The organism is Fusibacter ferrireducens, from assembly GCF_015352425.1.
GTDB lineage: Bacteria > Bacillota > Clostridia > Peptostreptococcales > Acidaminobacteraceae > Fusibacter_A > Fusibacter_A ferrireducens.
On the sequence record NZ_JADKNH010000010.1, the window covers coordinates 150638 to 170847 of the forward strand.

22 protein-coding genes are annotated in these 20210 nt (G+C 39.2%); 4 read left to right on the top strand and 18 right to left on the bottom strand.

Annotated elements, in window-relative coordinates; genetic code table 11:
- Positions 1 to 22 precede the first annotated feature (22 nt).
- The 5 genes from larB to ISU02_RS16525 form a co-directional block, all read right to left on the bottom strand.
- Positions 23 to 769 (bottom strand): nickel pincer cofactor biosynthesis protein LarB, encoded by a 747-nt coding sequence (gene larB, locus ISU02_RS16505; RefSeq protein WP_194702952.1) that lies wholly within the window; start codon positions 767 to 769, stop codon positions 23 to 25.
- Between the two features lie 51 nt (positions 770 to 820).
- Positions 821 to 1588, bottom strand: coding sequence for a nickel pincer cofactor biosynthesis protein LarC (larC, locus tag ISU02_RS16510; RefSeq protein ID WP_194702953.1), 768 nt, complete (start codon positions 1586 to 1588; stop codon positions 821 to 823).
- A gap of 14 nt (positions 1589 to 1602) precedes the next feature.
- On the bottom strand, positions 1603 to 1875 hold the full coding sequence (locus ISU02_RS16515) for a hypothetical protein (protein ID WP_194702954.1): 273 nt from the start codon (positions 1873 to 1875) through the stop codon (positions 1603 to 1605).
- A 115-nt stretch (positions 1876 to 1990) separates the two neighbouring features.
- Entirely contained in the window at positions 1991 to 2938 is a 948-nt protein-coding gene (locus ISU02_RS16520) for a 3-hydroxyacyl-CoA dehydrogenase family protein (RefSeq protein ID WP_194702955.1), read from the bottom strand.
- Between the two features lie 21 nt (positions 2939 to 2959).
- On the bottom strand, positions 2960 to 3769 hold the full coding sequence (locus ISU02_RS16525) for a cyclase family protein (RefSeq protein WP_194702956.1): 810 nt from the start codon (positions 3767 to 3769) through the stop codon (positions 2960 to 2962).
- Between the two features lie 291 nt (positions 3770 to 4060).
- Here ISU02_RS16525 and ISU02_RS16530 point away from each other — a divergent pair, with 291 nt between their 5' ends.
- Positions 4061 to 5587 carry a sigma-54 interaction domain-containing protein gene (locus ISU02_RS16530; protein ID WP_194702957.1) on the top strand — a complete coding sequence of 509 codons (1527 nt, stop codon included), beginning with the start codon at positions 4061 to 4063 and terminating at the stop codon, positions 5585 to 5587.
- On the opposite strand, the gene ISU02_RS16535 is transcribed toward ISU02_RS16530, so the two are convergent.
- The 3 genes from ISU02_RS16535 to ISU02_RS16545 form a co-directional block, all read right to left on the bottom strand.
- Positions 5584 to 5832 carry a hypothetical protein gene (locus tag ISU02_RS16535; RefSeq protein WP_194702958.1) on the bottom strand — a complete coding sequence of 83 codons (249 nt, stop codon included), beginning with the start codon at positions 5830 to 5832 and terminating at the stop codon, positions 5584 to 5586. The two genes, ISU02_RS16530 and ISU02_RS16535, sit on opposite strands and share 4 nt — an antisense overlap.
- 138 nt (positions 5833 to 5970) lie before the next feature.
- A complete protein-coding gene (locus ISU02_RS16540; RefSeq protein ID WP_194702959.1) occupies positions 5971 to 7131 on the bottom strand; it encodes an iron-containing alcohol dehydrogenase in 1161 nt (386 codons plus the stop codon).
- A 44-nt stretch (positions 7132 to 7175) separates the two neighbouring features.
- Positions 7176 to 8024 carry a beta-keto acid cleavage family enzyme gene (locus tag ISU02_RS16545; RefSeq protein WP_194702960.1) on the bottom strand — a complete coding sequence of 283 codons (849 nt, stop codon included), beginning with the start codon at positions 8022 to 8024 and terminating at the stop codon, positions 7176 to 7178.
- A gap of 298 nt (positions 8025 to 8322) precedes the next feature.
- Here ISU02_RS16545 and ISU02_RS16550 point away from each other — a divergent pair, with 298 nt between their 5' ends.
- The 3 genes from ISU02_RS16550 to ISU02_RS16560 all read left to right on the top strand — a co-directional run bounded on the left by ISU02_RS16550 (position 8323) and on the right by ISU02_RS16560 (position 12399).
- The gene (locus tag ISU02_RS16550; protein WP_194702961.1) at positions 8323 to 9588 is read left to right on the top strand and encodes a DUF362 domain-containing protein; all 1266 of its coding nucleotides are present in this window, start codon (positions 8323 to 8325) and stop codon (positions 9586 to 9588) included.
- Between the two features lie 234 nt (positions 9589 to 9822).
- Complete coding sequence (locus tag ISU02_RS16555) at positions 9823 to 11151, top strand: MFS transporter (protein ID WP_194702962.1); 1329 nt, start codon at positions 9823 to 9825, stop codon at positions 11149 to 11151.
- A 69-nt stretch (positions 11152 to 11220) separates the two neighbouring features.
- The gene (locus ISU02_RS16560; protein WP_194702963.1) at positions 11221 to 12399 is read left to right on the top strand and encodes a thiolase family protein; all 1179 of its coding nucleotides are present in this window, start codon (positions 11221 to 11223) and stop codon (positions 12397 to 12399) included.
- A 265-nt stretch (positions 12400 to 12664) separates the two neighbouring features.
- On the opposite strand, the gene ISU02_RS24490 is transcribed toward ISU02_RS16560, so the two are convergent.
- From ISU02_RS24490 to ISU02_RS16610, 10 genes are all read right to left on the bottom strand, one after another.
- Positions 12665 to 12994: a transposase gene (locus ISU02_RS24490; protein ID WP_407646448.1), complete on the bottom strand. Its 330-nt coding sequence runs from the start codon at positions 12992 to 12994 to the stop codon at positions 12665 to 12667.
- 49 nt (positions 12995 to 13043) lie between these two features.
- A complete protein-coding gene (locus tag ISU02_RS16570) occupies positions 13044 to 14288 on the bottom strand; it encodes a type I glyceraldehyde-3-phosphate dehydrogenase (RefSeq protein ID WP_194702965.1) in 1245 nt (414 codons plus the stop codon).
- A gap of 307 nt (positions 14289 to 14595) precedes the next feature.
- Positions 14596 to 15342: a 2-dehydro-3-deoxy-phosphogluconate aldolase gene (gene dagF, locus ISU02_RS16575; protein WP_194702966.1), complete on the bottom strand. Its 747-nt coding sequence runs from the start codon at positions 15340 to 15342 to the stop codon at positions 14596 to 14598.
- 25 nt (positions 15343 to 15367) lie between these two features.
- On the bottom strand, positions 15368 to 16471 hold the full coding sequence (locus tag ISU02_RS16580; RefSeq protein ID WP_194702967.1) for a DgaE family pyridoxal phosphate-dependent ammonia lyase: 1104 nt from the start codon (positions 16469 to 16471) through the stop codon (positions 15368 to 15370).
- Positions 16472 to 16627: 156 nt separating this feature from the next.
- Positions 16628 to 17290 carry a DUF4310 family protein gene (locus ISU02_RS16585; RefSeq protein WP_228727857.1) on the bottom strand — a complete coding sequence of 221 codons (663 nt, stop codon included), beginning with the start codon at positions 17288 to 17290 and terminating at the stop codon, positions 16628 to 16630.
- 19 nt (positions 17291 to 17309) lie between these two features.
- Positions 17310 to 18023 carry a DUF4311 domain-containing protein gene (locus ISU02_RS16590; RefSeq protein WP_194702968.1) on the bottom strand — a complete coding sequence of 238 codons (714 nt, stop codon included), beginning with the start codon at positions 18021 to 18023 and terminating at the stop codon, positions 17310 to 17312.
- Between the two features lie 18 nt (positions 18024 to 18041).
- On the bottom strand, positions 18042 to 18335 hold the full coding sequence (locus ISU02_RS16595; RefSeq protein ID WP_194702969.1) for a DUF4312 family protein: 294 nt from the start codon (positions 18333 to 18335) through the stop codon (positions 18042 to 18044).
- 5 nt (positions 18336 to 18340) lie between these two features.
- Positions 18341 to 18706, bottom strand: coding sequence for an SFCGS family glycine-rich protein (locus ISU02_RS16600; protein WP_194702970.1), 366 nt, complete (start codon positions 18704 to 18706; stop codon positions 18341 to 18343).
- A gap of 4 nt (positions 18707 to 18710) precedes the next feature.
- The gene (locus tag ISU02_RS16605) at positions 18711 to 19070 is read right to left on the bottom strand and encodes a PRD domain-containing protein (protein ID WP_194702971.1); all 360 of its coding nucleotides are present in this window, start codon (positions 19068 to 19070) and stop codon (positions 18711 to 18713) included.
- On the bottom strand, positions 19070 to 20200 hold the full coding sequence (locus ISU02_RS16610) for an amidohydrolase/deacetylase family metallohydrolase (RefSeq protein ID WP_194702972.1): 1131 nt from the start codon (positions 20198 to 20200) through the stop codon (positions 19070 to 19072). Before ISU02_RS16610 ends, ISU02_RS16605 begins: the two co-directional genes overlap by 1 nt.
- Positions 20201 to 20210 lie beyond the last annotated feature (10 nt).

A 20210-nucleotide genomic window follows, 5' to 3' on the forward strand; every position in this document is an offset into this window, starting at 1 on the left:
TATGCATCTTTTAGCCCTATAGCTATCGCTGATTTATCATACTTGCAGTATATCCTGCACCAAAACCATTATCAATATTAACGACACACACACCGCTTGCACAAGAATTTAACATGGATAGCAATGCTGCCAGACCATTAAATGATGCACCATAACCGACACTCGTAGGGACTGCAATTACAGGACAGTCCACAAGTCCACCAACGACACTTGCAATTGCACCTTCCATACCTGCCACTGCAATGATTACTTTTGCACTCATAATTTCATCAAGATGAGCTAACAAACGATGTAATCCGGCTACACCCACATCATACAATCTTATGACGTGATTTCCAAAAGCTTCTGCGGTTATGGCAGCTTCCTCAGCAACGGGCATATCACTTGTTCCCCCTGATACAACAACAATACTACCATGCCCACGATTTGATTGAAATGCACCAATAATACCGATTCTGCTCATTGGATCATATTGAATTTGATACTTTTCTCTAATTTGATCTGCAACCTCTTGACCTATTCTTGTTATAAGGATTACCTTTTCTTGATTATTGATCATCACACTGATAATTTCAATAATTTGCTCTACTGTTTTTCCTGCACCATATATGACCTCAGGATAACCTTGCCTCAATTTTCGATGATGATCAATCTTTGCAAAACCAATGTCTTCAAAGGGTTGCTTTTTTAGTTTTAAGAGTGCTTTTTCCCGAGTTATCTCTCCATTTTGCAACTTATTTAAAATATCTTCTATAAACTGATCACCCATAATCTGCCTACTTTCATCGTTCTAAGAAATATATTACTGGAAACAATATTATTATATGAGATCACCCATAACAACTTTTACAGCTCCACGTTTCCCAGTATTTCGTTTTCCTCTGCCATAACCGATTTTGTGAATGACCATTTGAGGCATTTCTTGATATTTTTCTGCTAAACATTTGATAATGCCCATCCCTGTAGGCGTAATCATCTCAGTATGGACCTCTTCTTGAACCAAAGGAATATTTGCATTTTCAAGCATATTCTTAACGGCTGGTACTGGCACTGGCAAAACCATGCCATTCCGACACTTTATAAAACCACTTCCATCATGCAACTCAGAAGCAAGTATTTTATCTGGAGAAAGGGCAGCAATGCAAATCGAAACACCCACAATATCTATGATTGAATCTATTGCACCAATTTCGTGAAAATAGACATTCTCCAACTCTTTTCCATGTGCCTTCGCTTCTGCTAAAGCGATTTCTAAAAAAATATGTTTACTCATTTTTTTTGCACGATCGTTAATGGTACTTGAATCTATAATCCTATTGATGTGTATCAAATTTCTATTTTTCTCCACACTGCAATAATCATCTGTATTTGGGTCAGCTAATATCAGCGCTTCATCTATAATCACATCTACGTCGGTCATCATGATATTATTTTTTTCTATTTTTTTAACAATCAACTCATAACCCGTAATATTTAATTTCAAAAGTTCATTTTGTAAATATTGTGAATCCACGCCTAAATCAATAAGCGCTCCTAGAGACATATCACCACTAATCCCTGACGTACAATCAAAATATAATACTTTCATATCTGCTCCCAACTCTAATTACCATTTTCTCTTAATGCAGTTTGGTACATTTCATCCCATGTTTTAAATTTTGTTTTACCCTGAACAGATTTATCAAATGCAAACCGGTCACCCACTACAAAATCAACATCCCATTTGATGAAAACTGCCGTTGAAAATGTATATTCTTCAAAAGAGTTATAGTGCGTGTATTTTTTCATAAACGCATCATTGAACAGTGCTTCTAACTCTTCTCTACTTTCGTAGAGTGCAACCATCCTCGTTCCATGCTCATCAAATTTACTCATAAATAGACGCCTTCTTTCCTAAATCTATCTCTTTGTCTAATATGGCTTATGTTTTTATCAGTGAAATTCATTTTCGAGCTATTTGCAATAAGCTCGAAAACGAATCCAAAGTTGACTACAGTCTATCCAATGCACGTGCCACTTTTATAAGATCTTCTGTCAAGTGTTTTCTCTCTTGGGCAATCTTTTCTTGAGTCCATGTCATTAGGCCTTCACCTGATTTGAAGCCAAGTTTACCTTCACTCAACTTTTGGGATAGTATTGCTGCAGGTTTCGTGTCATTGCATAGGTCTTTAAATAGATACTCATGGATGGCATAAGTTAAATCTAGCCCTCCCATGTCCATGACACCCACAGGTGCCATAATACCAAGTCTCATGCCAAACCCATATTTTATGGCATCATCTACAGCACTTGGTTCTGCAATACCTTGTTCAATAATATAAAGCGCTTCTCTGAATAAAGCATGTTGCATCCGATTTGCTAAAAATCCAGGCACATCCTTATTGACTATCACAGGTTTTTTCCCCGCTTCTTCTAAAAGCTCATGAACACGATTCACAGTATCCTCTGAAACAAACTCCGTCTTTATGACCTCCACAAGTGGAATCAAAAAAGGAGGATTCCAGAAATGTGTACCAATAATTCTCGATTTATTTTCAGAGGTTTCCGCAATCTCAGTGATGCTTATTGCTGAAGTGTTAGAAGCTAAAACCGTGTCTTCTGTGCACATTTCATCAAGCTTCTTGAAAAAATCCTGTTTAATACTTAAATCTTCAATAATGCATTCAAAAATAATATCTGCAAAGGTTGCCCCTTCTTCTAAATTGTCAGTAGTTGATACATTGGCCATTATTGCATCCATTTTAGATCGGTCCACTACGCCATTATTTGATAATATTTTCAAGGACTCATGCATTCTGCCAAGTGGATTAGATGTCTTATCTTGTTCACAAGAGTATATTAACTTTACAGGGTAATCTTTCATGGCAAATAATAGTCCAATCCCTACTCCCATCGTTCCTGCACCAAGAATTGCAATATTTTTTAACTTTTTACTCATCTTAAAGTCCTCTTTATCTTTTTAGTATACGCCCCATTTGTATTCTCTCTTTTCAACTCCAGGCACTAGATCATCTTCATCAATAAATGCAACCATTCTTACGATTGATCCATCACCTTTCCACCATCTGAGTGGGAATGCCGAAATAACACATCTTCTTCCTGTGACCATTTCAATATCACCACCAACATTTTCAAATCCCATGACATTGTTTCTCAACAGTACATCATGTACAGGTTCCCATTCTGGGAAATCTTGAATAGGCGGATGACCAAACATTTCTGTGTATTCTTTAATTAATCTTGGCACAAATGGACCCGGACCGTGATCAATCATATAAGTGTAACAAGGATGATCGATTGCTTGACAGTCAATACCCATGCCCTTAACTTTTTTATCCACTAACCAACGACCTGCCTCAATGCTCAATCCAGGGCTGTACATGAAATAGTCGTCATTTTCTCCCCAACGCTTATGTGTCCCTGTGTTGATGATAACAATATCTCCTTCTCTAATTTCTGGTGTGGCATTTTCTAAATCTTCCACTGTTATGAGTTCCCATTTTTTCTTAGGAATGCTCACAATAACAGCATCGCCATAATAGTTTTCAAGAGGTAATTCATGTGTATAAGCCGACTCTGGAATAACATGAGAAGGTGAATCCGCATGTGTGCTATTGTGCATATGAAAATTATTAAAAGTTTGAAGAAGTCTATAATGTCTTGGCATATAATTGACTCTCTCAATTGTAAAATCACTATCTGCAGAAGGCCACAATGGTCCTCCTTGACCAAATGGATGTGATAAATCAACTAAAACTGTTTTTCCCATAATTGTTCTCCTTTTTCATAACTATAGAATTTTTAATAAATTTTTATTGTTCAACCTTATTACAAAGCAATTAGCATGCCAAAATGAACCTCCTTGACTAAAATGACTATACTCGCTCAAAATGCAGATTCTCTTGTTTCCTTTCCGATTTTCTATTTTAACTCATCTGTCCATTTTGTTGCATTACGGAAATAATGTTGCGTAGATGCACTTGTTGTTTGATAATACAATCAAATTTTGATATACTTAAAAACAGATAAAAACATTTTTTTGATTTAGAAAGGGTACTCTATGGACCAAGTATTGGCAATCAACAGCGTCTGTAATAAAATAACCGGAAATCTGCCCTCAATTGATGATCCCAAAGCAAAGCACTTGCTTGAAGAGATTCTGAATGACCTACAAGTTTTTCTCGACAAAGGTATCGATTTTAAAGAAGTTGTAGATAATCTTGACGATAGTATTCTTATAACTGATAGCAAAGGTAAAATTTTGTATATTAATCCTTCTTATGAAAAAAATACTGGTATATCGGCAGTTGAAGTACTCCATCGATATATTAAGGACATTCTCGACGAAGGCAATCTTTTTACTGGCGGTGCTACACTTGATGTCATTGAATCTAAAAAGAAAGTTCTAAGACTTTCAACCGTTGTCAAATATAATCCACCTCGCGTGGCTTATGCAATTGGCGTTCCAGTTTTTGATGATCAAAATCAGCTCAAACAGATTATTGTCAACAGCAGACCGATCTTGTCGCTAAAAGCACTCCAAGATGATTATGCACGATTTTTAGAAGAGGCAAAATCGATTCAAGAAATCGACACTATAAAGATCATCACAAATTCAAACCAAGATATGGATCGTCTGGCTAAGCGCATGGTTGGTTCTAGTCAAACTGTTGAAAACATATGGAAAATCATTAGATTAATCGCTAACACAGATGCCACTGTTCTCATCACAGGTGAATCAGGCGTCGGTAAAGAAGTTGTTGCGGATGAAATCTATTTTAACAGCGACCGCTTTGACAAACCTTTCGTCAAAGTTAATTGCGCATCCATTCCCTCAAATTTATTGGAGTCTGAATTGTTCGGCTATGAAAAGGGCGCATTTTCAGGGGCAAATACTAATGGTAAAACAGGGCTCTTCGAGCTTGCAAATCACGGCATTATATTGTTGGATGAGATTGGCGATATGCCTCTTGACTTACAAGCTAAACTTCTAAGAGTCATTCAAAATAGAGAGATCACAAGGGTAGGCGGTACCAAACCCATTACTTTAGACATTCGTATTATTGCTTCTACAAATAACAATTTAAAAGAGAAGATCGCCGAGGGAACGTTTAGAAGTGATTTATATTATCGCCTAAATGTTATTCCAATCTATTTAGAGCCTCTGCGTGCACACATTGAGGATTTGGAACTCTTATGCGAACATTTCATCAATATATTCAGTCAAAAGCACAATCGGTCACTAAAACTCAGCAAAAGCAACCTGAACATTATGAAAATGTATAACTGGCCAGGTAATGTTCGCGAACTTGAAAATATTATTGAATACTTGGTGATCTGTTGCTCAGGCAACGCCGAGGTTGACAATGATATGCTCAAAAGCATTCTCGGACTTTCTAAGAGCGAAGTCTCATCAAAGGCCTTTGATTTGACCAAATCTGTAGAACAATTTGAAAAACAGCAGATTGAAAAGGTATTAAGCATAACAAGCAACCTTAGAGAAGCCGGCGAACTTTTGAACATTAATGCTTCAACAATCAGTCGAAAAATTAAGCAATATGGCATTGAATATTCTAAAAGTCGCTAAACATTAAGCCAACCCTCAGATTGCAACAACATTTGAGCCACCCTTTGGTGCCTCAAACCGATTTTCGCTGACGCTGTTTGAGGTTGAACATCCCTCAGCACAGCTTTCGGCTCAAAGCTTACATACAACAACATTTGAACCATCTTTCGATGCCTCAAACCGATTTTCGCTGACGCTGTTTGAGGTTGAACATCCCTCAGCACAGCTTTCGGCTCAAATCTTGCATACAACAACATTTGAACCATCTTTCGATGCCTCAAACCGATTTTCGCTAACGCTGTTTGAGGTTGAACATCCCTCAGCACAGCTTTCGGCTCAAATCTTGTTGTTTTAATAAAGGGCAGTATTGATTTTACAATACTGTCCTTTATTATTTATTTCTTTTAAGGGGTTTCAACCTTAGTTATAGCTGTGAATATAGTTGCTGAATCTTCTGGATAAATGGGCTCCAACCCATTCCCCACGTATTTAGTATCATTAGAATACACAAGATCTATTAGTTTATCGATATCAACGTTGCCATTAAAGTAGTTTTTAAATTGTATAGGTGCACCCAATTGCTCAAAGAAAATCTGCATTTTTCGGATGCCACTTTGAATGTCATCTGTATTAAAAACGCGCTCAAAGAAACATTTAAAACGCAATTCGTGCTTATGACTTACATGCTGACACCAAGCTGGCATTACTAGCGCTAATGCACCTCCATGTGGAATATTGTAAGCCACAGTTAAGGCATGCGCTAGCTGATGACAGGCAAAATCACCACCTGGACCAAGCATATTGCTATGTGCTACTGTGGCAGACCACATCATTTCATCTCTAAAACTTTTATCCTCGGGATTTTCAATAAACTGATTACCTATGTTTACCAAATTGATCATAGTTGCTTCACAAAGCGCATCCCACAGTTTACAATCTCGAGTTAAGTCAAAATATCGTTCAAAACAATGCGAAAAAATATCGACAATGGCAATTGCGGTTTGATAGCGAGGCAGTGAATAGGTGAGTTCAGGATTTAATATAGAGAGTTTTGGTATGAGCAATTCATTTGAAATAGCCACTTTTTTCTTTAGAGTATAATTGGAGATTACAGCTGTGCCATTTGCTTCGCTGCCTGCTGCAGGCAATGTCACAATTGTTGCAATATTAAGAGCATCCTTGGATATAAACTCTGGTCTGTTCAAATTTTCCCATAGATCTCCTTCGATATTTTTGCCGATGCTAATGATCTTTGCAGAATCAATAACACTACCGCCACCAATGGCAAGTATTGTATCGATATTCTCCTCTCGGCACTTTTGAATCCCAGTGTTGCACAATTCAACTGAAGGATTGGATTGAACTCCACCTAAGCAACTAAATCTAATGCCTTCACTTTCTAACGATTTGGTTACCTCGTCTAACAACCCATTTAACACGATGCGTGTGCTTCCATAATGTATCAGTACATGCTTTGCAAAGGGCTTCAAATAGTTTCCAATTGTTTTATGCTTTTCTTTGCCAAATATGATCTTTGTGGGCATTGAATATTGAAATGCTTTCATAATCACCATTCTTTCATTACTTCATCTAGATATATGGACTGCCTCTATTTTAGACCTAATATCTCTCGAGCTTCATCAGGTGTTGCCAATTGTTTATTTGCAAGCTTTGCCAAATCAGCAATACGCGTTACGAATTGAGCATTGGATTTAGCAAGTTCGCCTTTATTAAAGTAGACATTATCTTCAAACCCTGTTCTGATATTACCACCTAATGACAGTGCCGCAAGTGTGATTTCCATAGCCCCTTTCCCAATACCAAATGTACCCCATGTGCAATTTTCAGGCAAGTGATTGACAACATATAAGAGACTCTCTACATTAGCCTCAAGGCCTCCTGGTGCACCCAAACAAATTTGAAAGTGCAACGGCGCTTTTAAAATGCCTTTTTTGAGATAGTATAGTGCCGTATTTAACATACCCATATCAAAAACCTCAATTTCTGGTTTAACCCCTACTGCTTGCATCTTCAAGCCTAATTTTTCTAAAAATTGCGGCTCGTTTACAAAGACACTTGAATGCAACCAATTCATTGTACCCGCATCAAAAGAAGCTAATTCTGGTCTAAGATTTACAAAAGGCATCATCCTCTCTTCATCGGTAACATTGGGTGCGCCAGATGTGGTTAGATTCAATATTATAGGGCACATTGCCTCACGAACTAAATTAACCGTCTCTGTGAATTTATCTATGTTCATGGTTGGGTTATCCTGATCATCTCTCACATGTATATGCGCTACAGCCGCCCCTGCTTTGTAACATTCGATGATTGAATCTGCAAGTTCTCTGGGTTGCGTTGGTAAATTTGGATTATCAGCCTTTGTTGGTACTGCACCGCATACAGCCGCAGTGACAATGACTTTATCTTTTGCATTTGCTCTTCTTGTTTCAAACATATTTTATATTGCCTCCTTTTAGTATACTCATATCATTTCGCAAAATACATGCCAAAATTTATTCGTTTAGATATCACTATATTGCTTTGTTCATCAAGTTCCATGTACCGAAATCATTTCATTTTTGTTGCGTATGCGCAACATTGTTTCGTCAATGCATCATTTTGATATCAAAAAAATCTTTCTCCCTCAAAGAAAAGTTCTAATTTCAACACATATATCCAAACCTCTATTTCGGCACGATAATTGCAATATAGTATGGCATGTTCCAAAACACATTTTGAAAGGAGATTATAACATGACTAAATCAATAGTCGCTATTGCCAAAGATCCAGATATTCAAGTTATGGTGGATCAAGTACTCAACGAGCTAGGTGGCGCTAACACACTGATCCGAAAAAATTCAACTGTAATCTTAAAACCCAATGCGGGCCATTTAGGGGCACCCGGTACAAGCATCAATACGAATCACAATTTCTTACGAGCTGTTATTCGTGCTGTTAAAGCAGCAGGTGCAAAACGCATTGTAGTTGGAGAGGCAGCTGCAATTGGGTGTAATACGATGGAATGTTTTGAATCTGCGGGACATGCACAAGTTGCAAGAGAAGAAGGCGTGGAATTATATGACATCAAATCTGATCCAGATTTAATCAAAGTACAAATCAGAGATGCAAGATCAGAGATTAAACATGTGATGCTCCCAAGACTTTTATTGGAAGCTGAACACATCATAAACTTACCTGTATTTAAATCCCATGCAAGTATGGTTTTCAGTTGTGCACTTAAAAATATTAAAGGCGTTGTACAAGACAAAGTGCATTATGAAATGCATAGAACGAACTTAGCAATGGCAATGATGGATATTTGGGCAGTTGTAAAAGCAGACTTAACCATTGCAGACCTCATTTATCCCGCTGAAGGTTTTGGACCTCATTCAGCAGTACCTTTGGATTTTGGATGTGTTGTTGCCAGCAAAGACCCTGTTGCATTAGATGCCACAGCATGCCGTATGGTAGGTTTAGATATATCCATGGTTGATTACTTTGAAGCCGCAAGAGAGCGTGGTCTTGGCACAAGTGATGAAAATAATATCATCATAAAAGGCAAAACAATAGATGAAGTTTATAAAAAAATGTGGTTACCATACCTTGAAAAATTTGACACTTGGCCAGAATACAACATCATGCATGAAAATTCATGTTCTTCTTGTCAATCGCTGGTTGCTTTTACTATGGAAAAATTAAAGGCACTTGGTGAATATGATAAAAATCAAGATGCTGTTATCGTATTAGGCGCTAAGAAAGAAATTCCTGAAGATATACCACCAGAAAAATTGATCTTATGCGGTAACTGTACTGCAAAATATCGTAATCGTGGTGTTGCTGTACACGGTTGTCCACCCTCTGAGCCTCATATTGCATGGGCTATTATCGATCGTATGGATCAAACAGAAATTGGACCTGGATTTAGAGAACGTATGGCTGCTGAAGAACCTATTTGGAATGCCTATATTGATAAAATTGTTGAAGAAAAGCGCAAAACAACTCCATCTAAGGACAAATAGTTAAAATTGAGTTGTTTCTATTTCCTTTTTTAAAAAATTGACACTTTTAATTTAAGACCTGAAGTAATAAAATATAAGTCTACTAATACTATTAAAAAGATAAATACTAGTGTACTAATTTTGATTTTTTATGTCATAAATTTGACAAGGTTAATCTGTTATGGAAATTCAATTTTGGTTTATTCATTTTTTATAGTATATAGCGATATATGATTATAGGGAGAGGTACTTATTATGGGATTTGAAAATGAAAATATAGCACAGGTTAGAGTTGAAAAAGTGAAATTGCAAAGTGAAAATACAAATTTAAAATTTGGAAAAGCGGGTTGGGGGATTATTTTATACTGCATGGCAATGTTCTTTTTTCTCATTGGATTTTCGATCGATGGATTGAATATTGTTGCGCCGGCTTTTGCTGCTGCTCATAATCTTGAATACTCAAGCGTTCTGGGCATGGCAACTTACGCTGGTTTTGCCGGCTTATTTGGCTACTATATCTTAGGCCGTATCAACGTTAGCTTGGGCCCTAGAATCACTTCTGGTATCTGCTTGATTGGCTCTGGCTTATCCTATATATTCTATGGTAGAGCACAGACATTATTCCAATATGCTGTTGGTCTCGTTCTAGTTGTAAGTTTTATTAATGGTGCAAGTTATATTGCCGGTGGTTCACTTGTGGCACAATGGTTTCCCAAGAAAAAAGGACTAGTAAATGGTTTAACCACTATGGGCCATAACATGGGTTCTGCTTTTTATGTGCCACTTATTGCGCTTTTAATCGGTAAATTCGGCTTAGAAAATGGTACAACGATCACAGCAGTTGTTGCTATGATTCTCGGCGTAATTGGTTTATTAATGATTCGAGATACACCTGCTGAGAGAGGACAATATCCTGATAACGTCTCAAAAGAAGTTTACGAAACTGAATATTTCACAGAAAACGTTGATGAAAAAACGATCTGGACAGTTCCAAAATTATTAAAGACAAAAGAAACGTGGATGGTTGCTCTCGTTATTGGGATAAATCAGCTAGTTACAACAGGTGTTATGAGTCAAATGGTCATCCGAAATATCGGTCTTGGATTTACGCAAAGTAAAGCAATCGGCTTAATGACAGTTTGTGCTGTAATTGGTGTCGGTGGTAGCTATATGTACGGATGGTTAGATCAAAAGTTTGGCGTCAAAAAAGCAATTATCATTTTCTTATTGTGGTATTCTGCAGCACTTGGTCTCAACATTACAGAGAACATTACATTGGTTTATGTCTCAGTTCTTATGGTTGGTATCTCAATTGGTGGCGCTGCTAACTTTATTATCTCTTTACCTGCATCCGTTTTTGGAAGACATGGCTTTGCAAAAGCAAATTCTGTTGTCTTTCCAATTATGAGCGCAATATTATTTTCAAATTATGTTATCAATGCACAAGCTATTAAAATTACGGGTAGCTTACGAGGTGCTTATGTTGTATTCTTATGCTTTCTACTGATCAATATCTTTTTCGTGAGTTTAATTGACGTTAGAAAATATAATAAAGATTACAAAGTTGAAGATGAAGTCATTTAAAAAACTAACTTATAGCAGAAGGTCTGTCCATTGTGCAGACCTTCTATTATAATGTGGGAGGTACAAAATATGAATAATGTCGTAATTGTTTCTGCCTGCAGAACACCCATTGGAAAACTTGGTGGACAATTTAAAAATTGCACTGCGCTTGATTTGTCGATTCCAATAATGCAAGCATTAGTTGAAAAGGCAAATTTAGATGCAACACTCATTGATGATGTCATTTGGGGATGCAATTATCAAAGGACTTACAAAGAAAATAATCTCGCAAGAGTAGCGGCTGTTAAGGCGGGCTTACCAGTCACAGTACCGGGGATTACAATCCATCGAAACTGCACCTCCTCAATGTCCTCTATTCAAATGGGCTATTATCAAATTAAATCTGGTGAAGCAAAATGTATTATGGCTGGTGGTGCTGACAGTATGAGTACGGCACCACATATGGTCTTTGATAATCGCTTCGGCAAGAAATTTGGTCACAGTGAAATGAGAGATAGCATGTGGGATTCACTCACCAATCTTGGTGTTGGTCCTTCTATGGGGATAACCGCTGAGAACGTTGCTGAAAAATATGGTGTCTCTAGAGCAGAGCAAGATGAATATGCACTCTTAAGTCAACAGCGCGCTATAGCTGCAATAGATCAAAATAAATTTGACGCCGAAATTATTCCTGTGACGGTCAAATCGCGTAAAGGCGATATCCTCGTCACTCAAGATGAATATCCAAAAAGAGAGGCTTCACTCGAAAGTTTAAAGAAACTAAAAGCAACTTTTAAGGAAGAAGGCACTGTAACTGCTGGCAACGCTTCTGGCATGAATGATGCCGCTTCAGGGATTATCTTGATGGATGAAGCTCTAGCAAAATCACTTGGTCTTCCCATATTGGCAAGAATTGTATCTGTTGCTACAACTGGTGTAGAGCCTGAATATATGGGAATTGGCCCCATCAGCGCTTCACAACTTGCACTGAAAAAGGCCAACTTATCAATTGAAGATATTGATCTATTTGAAATAAATGAGGCTTTTGCATCACAATGTATTGCTTGTGAAAAAACACTTGGCATAGATCGTGACAAGCTCAATGTAAATGGTGGTGGGATCTCCCTCGGGCATCCTGTTGGTGCAACAGGCAGTAGAATTGTTATTACTCTACTATACGAAATGAAAAAAAGAAATAATCGTTATGGTTTAGCCTCATTATGTGCAGGCGGCGGTATGGGAACTGCTATCATATTAGAGAATTTATAAATTTTCAGTTTCAAATCGAGGGCTTATCAATCTATACCATTTACTTTATTTATAAAAAAAATAGGGGTGTTGCAAATCTAAGAATTAGACGAGCAACACCTCTATTTTTTATAGAATCTTTTCCTCTGATGCGTTTTTTTGCATTTTTACAGAGATAGGCATAGTTTTCTACACTCTCATAGCCTGCATCTGCAACGATATTCTCTAAGTATTTTCCGATTTAAATCCACATGGCCTTCTCTTAGGAGTATTTCTACGAATTGTGTCAATAAATTGGACGAGAACTCCTCCATATTTTTCTGAAACGATTGATGGTCGTGTAATCTGGTACTTTTGAGCCTTCCAGCGTAAAGAAGGCTCTTGTGTCATACTTACAAAATGCTTCTATTTTTCGGCTTGTCATAATGCCCTCACTGTAACAGAAGAGTATGATTTTTAATAGGTTAACTGGTTCAACCGATGGCTTTATACCCATTTTGGAGTAGGTGCTTAGTATTGAACTTAAATTCATCTCCTCGATTAGATTGTACACCAACTGGACTTTGCTATCCTCATTTATATATGGTTCCACATCAAATTTCAGTTTTAGTGGCATTGTGTGGTTACAGATTTATTGGCTAAATTTCAATGTAAATTTTCTGTTTCTATTTTGAAGACTGAGTACTTGTTTTATCAATGTGAATCAAAATATTGGAGAGTGAGTTGACGTAACTTCCGAACTCATTGTCATACCATCCAAATATCTTGGCATGGGTAACTGGCAACTGCAATTCACCCTGTGCGCCCATGTTGTGAATCCACTGACTTGGGAGAGGCAAATAGCCTGTTTCAGTGGCCGTTTCAACGCCTTCTATAATCGCCGAAGCTTTAAAGCCTCGAAGGTCTGCCGATACATTTTGCTTATCTGAGAACACTAAATAACCCTTTTGTCCATTCTGGGCTGCTTGCTTGTAAATATTGTTGATATATGCTTCATTGATTGTAGGTTCACCTGAATCTTCTAATTTGGTCCTGAAAGTAAGATTTAAAGTGACTAAGGACACTGTACTGGTGGGGATTCTCACGGAATCTGCCATAAAACCAATGGTTTTAATTTCAGGTAAAATAAATTCAAGCGCTTTTGCAGCCCCTGTGGAGGTCAAAATAATATTGTTCAGTGCCGATCGATTCTTTCTGAGATCCTTGGCACCATTACTTGGCATGGCATCCAGCAAGTTTTGATTATTGGTGGCCGCGTGAATCGTTGACATGGAAGCCGTTAGGATTCTTGATATCCCTATTTTGTCAATCAAAGGTTTCATCATATGCGAAAGTGCCGTGGTTGTACAACTCGCCGCTGAGACGACATCATGTTTTTCTGGATCAAATTGGTCATGATTGATGCCATAGACGAGCATCGTTGCATCATTTGGAAGTACTAACTCTTTGCCCTTGATTTTAAACGGCGCACTGACAACGACTTTTTTAGCGCCTGCAGTCAAATGGCCTCTTATACTGCCTTTAGGTGTCTCAGCATCCTCTTCAGGATCTAGAAAAACACCTGTGCAGTCCACCACAATTTCTACACCATATTTATCCCAACCGATGTCTTTAGGGTTTCTACTCTGTGTCAAAAACTTAATTGGATATTGATTGATTCTAATTTCATAGGCTTTTTCATCTACTATTTCGATTTCAATGGTCTTGCCTGAATAGCCGTACATGAATCTCTCCAGTGCACCATAGGTTGAATCATTGACGATAAAATCGATTAAATCATGGATGGATGTGCCTACTTGTCTACCGATGCTGATAACAAAGCCATCAAAATAATTTTCAATCATTTGGTGCCAAAGTACAAGCTTTCCGATTCTGCCAAGTCCATTAATCCCTAAATATTTCTTTTGCATGTTGCCTCCTATTCAACGGGTTAAAATATATCCCTGTTTTATCACAGGTTCTATTGTAACACTAATTGGGATAAAATCAATCCCGATCATGCAAATATTTCAAAATATTTAAGACTCTTACCCTCTCATTTAAAATATCAAAAAACGCTCATTGTATTTCTAATGACTCTACAGTATTGAATAGGCTCATCTATATGCACTATTGATATCAATTGGATAAATATTTTAAACTTCAAAAGATATATTTGAATTTATGGACCATCTTTTCAATTGGTTTCTTTGTTGAAAATGGATTTTTGAATTTAAGTTAAACGAGCTTTTTCACCTTCTCTAGAAGCAGTTTCACCTTCTCTGGATCTGTGTTACCTGTTTCCTTATCAATAATTGCCCCATAGACATGTGGCATGATTTTCTTGACCCCTGCATCTAGGCAAACTTTTAGTATGGTCTCAAAGTTTGCCAAGTTGATGCCACCTGTTGGCTCGATCATTGGCATCTCTTGCTCTGCACAGACCTTCGCAACATATTTGAGTTCTTCCAAAGATTTCTCACCGCCCATCGGGAAAAATTTCACCGAATGTGCGCCCATATCTTTAAGCATGGCAATGGCAGTTTCCACTGTGACCACTGCATCAGGTTCTTTTGAACTCAATAGACCCGTGTTGATTTTAACCATGCCCACCTGACCCGTTGGGCTGATCAATGCATTGATAGCCGTATTTTCAGCACCTTTTGCCTTAAGATATCCTGCCGCAAAGCCTGCCGAGGTGAATACCTGATTTACGTGACCAGGATTTGTACTCCCTGCAATCATTGCCGCCTTAAAGCCTTGTGATGGATCGCCATCGCCCAGTCCCACTGAAACACAGGGCACTTTTTTTCTAAAGGCTTCAACATATGAAATGCCTTCTTCAACCGTTTCAAACTGATTTGAAAGCACTCCTATTGCAGAATAGCCTTCTGATGCTTCCCAGACCATCGATCCGTTTTCCACATTCTTTGCCAGACAATTGATTGCCACTCTATCTTTATAAAATCTAATATTTGTATTCATATTTGTGCATCCTTTCCCTAGAAGTTCAGTTGTGTTTTGCTAAAATTTGTGCCATCTTTTCAACGATCAACGGTACATCTGAATCACTGATACATCTCACATCAAAGCTCAATTTTCCAAGATTCTGCTGATGATCTCTGACGTATATCCTTAGAGGCCCCTGTTGAAGCTTAATTACCGCCTCTTTGGCCTGTTCTGGCGAACCAAAATCCACCATTGCTCTGAAAATTTTACGCCCTGCTTCATCTTGAATTTCTTCTGATCTTATGCCATCCAGCGCATTAAACGCATTTACAAGCTGATTTACTTTCTCATGTTGTCTAATCACTTCTGCATCTGAATTTCTATTCATGTATTGCTCAACTGCTGTGACGAGGCCAACGATATTTTCCTTGCCGATCTTCATGGCACGACCAGCACCGACGTATTGCTTGACGCAAGGGTCTACCCATTTCGATTTACCTGCTATAAAGCCAGACGTAGGTCCCTCTAAAGCTTTAGCGCCACTGTAAATCACCATATCACAGCCCATTTTAACATATCTGGACAGATCTTCTTCAGCTGCCGCATCTACAATTAAAGGCAAATCATGTCTTTCAGCGATTTCAATCATTTGAGCCAATGTTAACATACCTTTTTGGACTGCATGATGTGAAATCACATGAAAAAGTGCTGCTGTTCTCTCCGTAATGGCACCTTCCACATGTGCTACTTCGGTCTTATTGCTGTATCCCGTTTCTACTGGCGTACCGCCTCCAAGCTCAATCATGGAGGCAATCGGCGCTCCAAAATTCACAGCATGTCCTTTTTGAAGAATAATTTCATTTCGTGTAATTATTATGTCATGTGGATGCTCAATTCGATTGAGATCTTTTCCTGCGATAATCGTCGCCACAGAAACGGCAATTCCAGAAGCCGCACTTGATGTGACACAGGCTGCCTCAGCACCGATTAAATTGGCAATTTTCTTTCCAGCCGCTGCCATGAGATCATCCATGACCACAAAGGATTGACCCGCTTCATTCATTGCGCTTCGAACCGCATCACTCAATGTCGATACACCAAGCTTTGTCATCTTGCCAGAACAATTGATGACGTGATCAAGTCCCATTCTTTCATATATATTCATAAACATTCTGCCTTTCTACTTTCTTGTGTGTCGTACCCTTTGATGCCTCAAACCGATTTTCGCTGACGCTGTTTGAGGTTGAACATCCCTCAGCACAGCTTTCGGCTCAAATCTTGTTGTTTTAAAAAGAAAACGCCGACTAGGCGGCGTTTAAGTCTATACAAACATTTGTACCAATCCCGCTAAAATCATTGCACCTAAAATTGCGCCTCCGGCAATATGACGATCGAGTTTATAAAAGATCGCCGCACCAATAATTGCACCTAATCCAGATGGAATACCGTATTGGATTGCACTTAAAATAATCAATGGGCCAAGAAAACGACCGGTTGCATTTCCGGCGCCCATCATAACCCCAGTACCAGAAGCTGAGATGCCCTCAGGCATGAGCTTTCTAACCAAGATAATGACGATTCCAATGATTAAACCGATGATACCACCTGTTAAAAGTGCCAGTGGGAAATTGTTAATCGGACCTGTAAATCCCGCCGCAAGCATCATTGCTGGAATACCGATGCCAACACCTGTCATCAGTGAACCGCCAATATCCAAAAGACCTACCAACGGCCCTTCCAATACTCTGGCGATCAAGAAACCTGTTGCAAAACCTGCTGCTGCCGCGAAATCGCCGCCATTCAAGCCTTCATCCAACATTTGAACCACAAAGATCTCATTGAAAGCGCCTACACCGTGAACGACATACATATGTGTTCCTGCAAAGATCGCAGCACATGCCACTGCAACCAATAGTGGAAATATCTTATCCGTCAAGAGCAAAGCTGCGCTCTTGCCTGTCATTGTGCCCTCTTTGTTTTCCATTTTTGTCATCCCCCTATTCTTAAAGTCCAAGTTTTGCAAAGAAACCACGGAAGTATGCAATTGTGATGAACATGATCACAACAATTGTAATCATCACTTTAACCGACTGATTGTAGCCTTTTTCTTCCACAGTTTGTCCAATTAAAATTCCAAGAACGATTCCCGGAACCGCATTTCCCATGATCATTTGAGCCAAGCCACCTAAGACCGTACCCCAGATTCCAGTGATCTTACCCGCATCTAGAGCTGCCATCCAGAAAATGATCGGCATAACAGTCTTCATCATCATAGATGAAGCCGGTGAAAGAATCTCTTGTGCAATCACAGATAGAGACTCAGGAATTGCAGATGCAAGCGTATTTAAGAAAGTGACTACGATGGCCCCTGAAAGTGCCCCTGTAACCATCATCTTTCCTGGATCGTGCATCGTATTTTCCGCCTTTTTGCCGCCAAGTAACAATGTTCCTGCCGCAAAGTTCGGCACAACGCGGTGGAGTACATCTTGTGTCAACGCACCTGATGCCACAACTGCTGCAGCTGCATTAAAGAGGAAACCTAGACCAAATGAATAATGTGCAATTGGATCGCCTTCACAGGCATTTAATTCGCCAAGAGTTCTAAATGCACCCATGGACTGATATTTAGGTGTATGGAACATCCTTGCAGCCCCTGCTGCGATAGCGCCGCCGCCAAGCGCGCCAATAATCAATGACTTAATAATAATACTAATCAATGCTACCCCTCCCATTTTTTAATTCATCCTTGCAATATAACTTATCTCAACCACAAAGGTAAAAGTCATTTTATAAGTCCATTTTTCACGGGGCATAAATAGAAAGAGAAATTTTTCGATTTCCTTTTCTTCATGAACCTCATCCAGATAGACCTCTAATGGCTCCATTTTCAAGATCATGCCCTCAACATCCTTATAGACTTGTTTCCTCATGGCTTCCAAGGCTTTTCCAAACGCCTCGTCCTTCGTCTTGCCGATTCCGCTGGCCGTCAAAGAACGCCTTGTCTTCTCCATCAATTGCTTTCGATCCATATCGATCAACCTTTCATTTTGGCTTCATACGCTTTTACGATCCGATAACCGAGGTCCTCGAGGTCCATAAACCCAAATCCCAAAACATCACAACCTTCACGAATGGCCGTTTCTCCAGCCTCTATAGACCTCAAATGATGCTTGACCTTATAACCATATTTGTTTGCTGCCATTAGCGCGCCTGCACCACCACTGCCACAGAACGAGATGCCCAAGGTTGCGTTGTTTTCATGCATGACATCACCGAGCTTCATATCTGCCGCCATACCTTCGATAACGATCGCCTTTCCACCTGCTTTTTCAACACCAGTGCCTACCTTTTGACCTTTGCCCAATCGATCACCTATGACCACTACAATTTTTTCATCCATCCTACTAACTCCTTCCCAGTGCAACTGCGGTCTGAATGTGAATTGCCGCCAATATCACTTCAGAAACGTCCACCTCTTGATTGTATTTTTTTGCAAGTTTTTCTAGAAGCTTTGCTGTCATGTCGTATATCTCTGTTTCAATATCGCTCCTAATACTGAGATCCACGCCTTCTACGCGTTCTCCATCCTTTAAGCGTTTAAGATAACTGTACATATGTGAGTAAAATCCCAAAGCATAGTGCTCTGTAAAAACAACATTACACTCAGCCACATAGTTTTCAATCTCTTCAAAATCATCTTTGAAACCCACAATGTTCTCATCTTCAAGGGACATCTTTTGCTTCAAGAGTGTCGTTATATCCATTAAAGTCCTCCATTATCTATTTGATACTCGGTACCTCCTAATACTGTGAGAACCGGTTTAATTTTTATTGTGCCCATGCGCTTATCCCCTACAGAATCTTCCCATTCAAAGGTACCTTTTTCCAGTTCAAAGATCGTCAAATCTCCTAGAGCGCCCAGGCTCAGATCCCCTCTGTCTTTGAGATTCAGGTTTGCTTTAACATTTGTGGTCACACAGGCAATACAGTCATCAACGGACATGCCAGATGCCAAGAGTTTGTTCATGACACGAACCAGACTGCGAACAGGATGCTGTCTATTCTTATCATAGAGGTCAGAACTGATCATATCCGGTTCAAAGCCTGCACGGATTGCCTTTTCTGCAATCTCAAATGAGAAACTTGAACTCCCGTGTCCAACGTCAAACTTTACTTGCCTTTGACGGGCATCTGAAGTCTGCAATTTTGGTGAGCCACTTTCTGTGAATAAACCATTGGGCTTATTGTGATACATATGCGTGATAATACCCTTTTCAGGAATGCTGTCGACCACCGTCTCAATATCTGGTGGTGCGTTGCCAATGTGAACCACCAGTGGTAAATCGTTTAACTGTGCAAGTTCTGCTGCTCTTTGGATTGGAGTGATACCCATTGTTCCAAGCACAGAACTGCTTGCTCTTGCCTTTAAACCGACAATTAGAGGACCGTATTGCTCCAAGGCTTCACGGATGCGCATCGCATTAATTGCCTCTGGGTCCGCAAGTTCGTTCAGCGTTAAAAGGCCACTTGTTGCCACATTTAACAAGACCAGCACCCTTGTTACCGCATTATCGATAATGTTCTCCTTAAAGTCTTGAAGCGTATCTGCCCCTGATGTCCCTGCATCAATCAGAGTGGTTACGCCATATCTGACACCTATATCGTCCGGTGATATCCCGATAGCGGTTTTACCATGATAACAGTGGACATGTGCATCGATAAAACCCGGAGAAACATACTTGCCTGTGGCGTCATATCGAGGCCCTGTATAAGTCAAATCTTCGCCCACTGCTCTGATTTTTCCCGCTTCTATATAAATATCTGCAACTTTTCCGTTTAGCGGATGTCCCTCACAAATAACTGTTGCATGTTGTATCAAGATTGTCTCTTTCATGTTTGCCTCC

Excerpts from the sequence above, each read along its gene's own strand:
- ISU02_RS16570 (WP_194702965.1), bottom strand. The coding sequence starts at position 14,288 with ATGCAAAAGAAATATTTAGGGATTAATGGACTTGGCAGAATCGGAAAG.
- ISU02_RS16600 (WP_194702970.1), bottom strand. The coding sequence starts at position 18,706 with ATGGATGAAAAAATTGTAGTGGTCATAGGTGATCGATTGGGCAAAGGT.
- ISU02_RS16520 (WP_194702955.1), bottom strand. The coding sequence starts at position 2,938 with ATGAGTAAAAAGTTAAAAAATATTGCAATTCTTGGTGCAGGAACGATG.
- larC (WP_194702953.1), bottom strand. The coding sequence starts at position 1,588 with ATGAAAGTATTATATTTTGATTGTACGTCAGGGATTAGTGGTGATATG.
- ISU02_RS16550 (WP_194702961.1), top strand. The coding sequence starts at position 8,323 with ATGACTAAATCAATAGTCGCTATTGCCAAAGATCCAGATATTCAAGTT.
- larB (WP_194702952.1), bottom strand. The coding sequence starts at position 769 with ATGGGTGATCAGTTTATAGAAGATATTTTAAATAAGTTGCAAAATGGA.
- ISU02_RS16595 (WP_194702969.1), bottom strand. The coding sequence starts at position 18,335 with ATGGATCGAAAGCAATTGATGGAGAAGACAAGGCGTTCTTTGACGGCC.
- ISU02_RS16585 (WP_228727857.1), bottom strand. The coding sequence starts at position 17,290 with ATGGAAAACAAAGAGGGCACAATGACAGGCAAGAGCGCAGCTTTGCTC.
- ISU02_RS16540 (WP_194702959.1), bottom strand. The coding sequence starts at position 7,131 with ATGAAAGCATTTCAATATTCAATGCCCACAAAGATCATATTTGGCAAA.
- ISU02_RS16545 (WP_194702960.1), bottom strand. The coding sequence starts at position 8,024 with ATGTTTGAAACAAGAAGAGCAAATGCAAAAGATAAAGTCATTGTCACT.
- ISU02_RS24490 (WP_407646448.1), bottom strand. The coding sequence starts at position 12,994 with ATGCCACTAAAACTGAAATTTGATGTGGAACCATATATAAATGAGGAT.
- dagF (WP_194702966.1), bottom strand. The coding sequence starts at position 15,342 with ATGAATACAAATATTAGATTTTATAAAGATAGAGTGGCAATCAATTGT.
- ISU02_RS16580 (WP_194702967.1), bottom strand. The coding sequence starts at position 16,471 with ATGAATATATATGAAAGAATGGGACTTGATCACGTCATCAATTGTTCT.
- ISU02_RS16555 (WP_194702962.1), top strand. The coding sequence starts at position 9,823 with ATGGGATTTGAAAATGAAAATATAGCACAGGTTAGAGTTGAAAAAGTG.
- ISU02_RS16530 (WP_194702957.1), top strand. The coding sequence starts at position 4,061 with ATGGACCAAGTATTGGCAATCAACAGCGTCTGTAATAAAATAACCGGA.
- ISU02_RS16525 (WP_194702956.1), bottom strand. The coding sequence starts at position 3,769 with ATGGGAAAAACAGTTTTAGTTGATTTATCACATCCATTTGGTCAAGGA.
- ISU02_RS16605 (WP_194702971.1), bottom strand. The coding sequence starts at position 19,070 with ATGGATATAACGACACTCTTGAAGCAAAAGATGTCCCTTGAAGATGAG.
- ISU02_RS16535 (WP_194702958.1), bottom strand. The coding sequence starts at position 5,832 with ATGGTTCAAATGTTGTTGTATGCAAGATTTGAGCCGAAAGCTGTGCTG.
- ISU02_RS16515 (WP_194702954.1), bottom strand. The coding sequence starts at position 1,875 with ATGAGTAAATTTGATGAGCATGGAACGAGGATGGTTGCACTCTACGAA.
- ISU02_RS16560 (WP_194702963.1), top strand. The coding sequence starts at position 11,221 with ATGAATAATGTCGTAATTGTTTCTGCCTGCAGAACACCCATTGGAAAA.
- ISU02_RS16610 (WP_194702972.1), bottom strand. The coding sequence starts at position 20,200 with ATGAAAGAGACAATCTTGATACAACATGCAACAGTTATTTGTGAGGGA.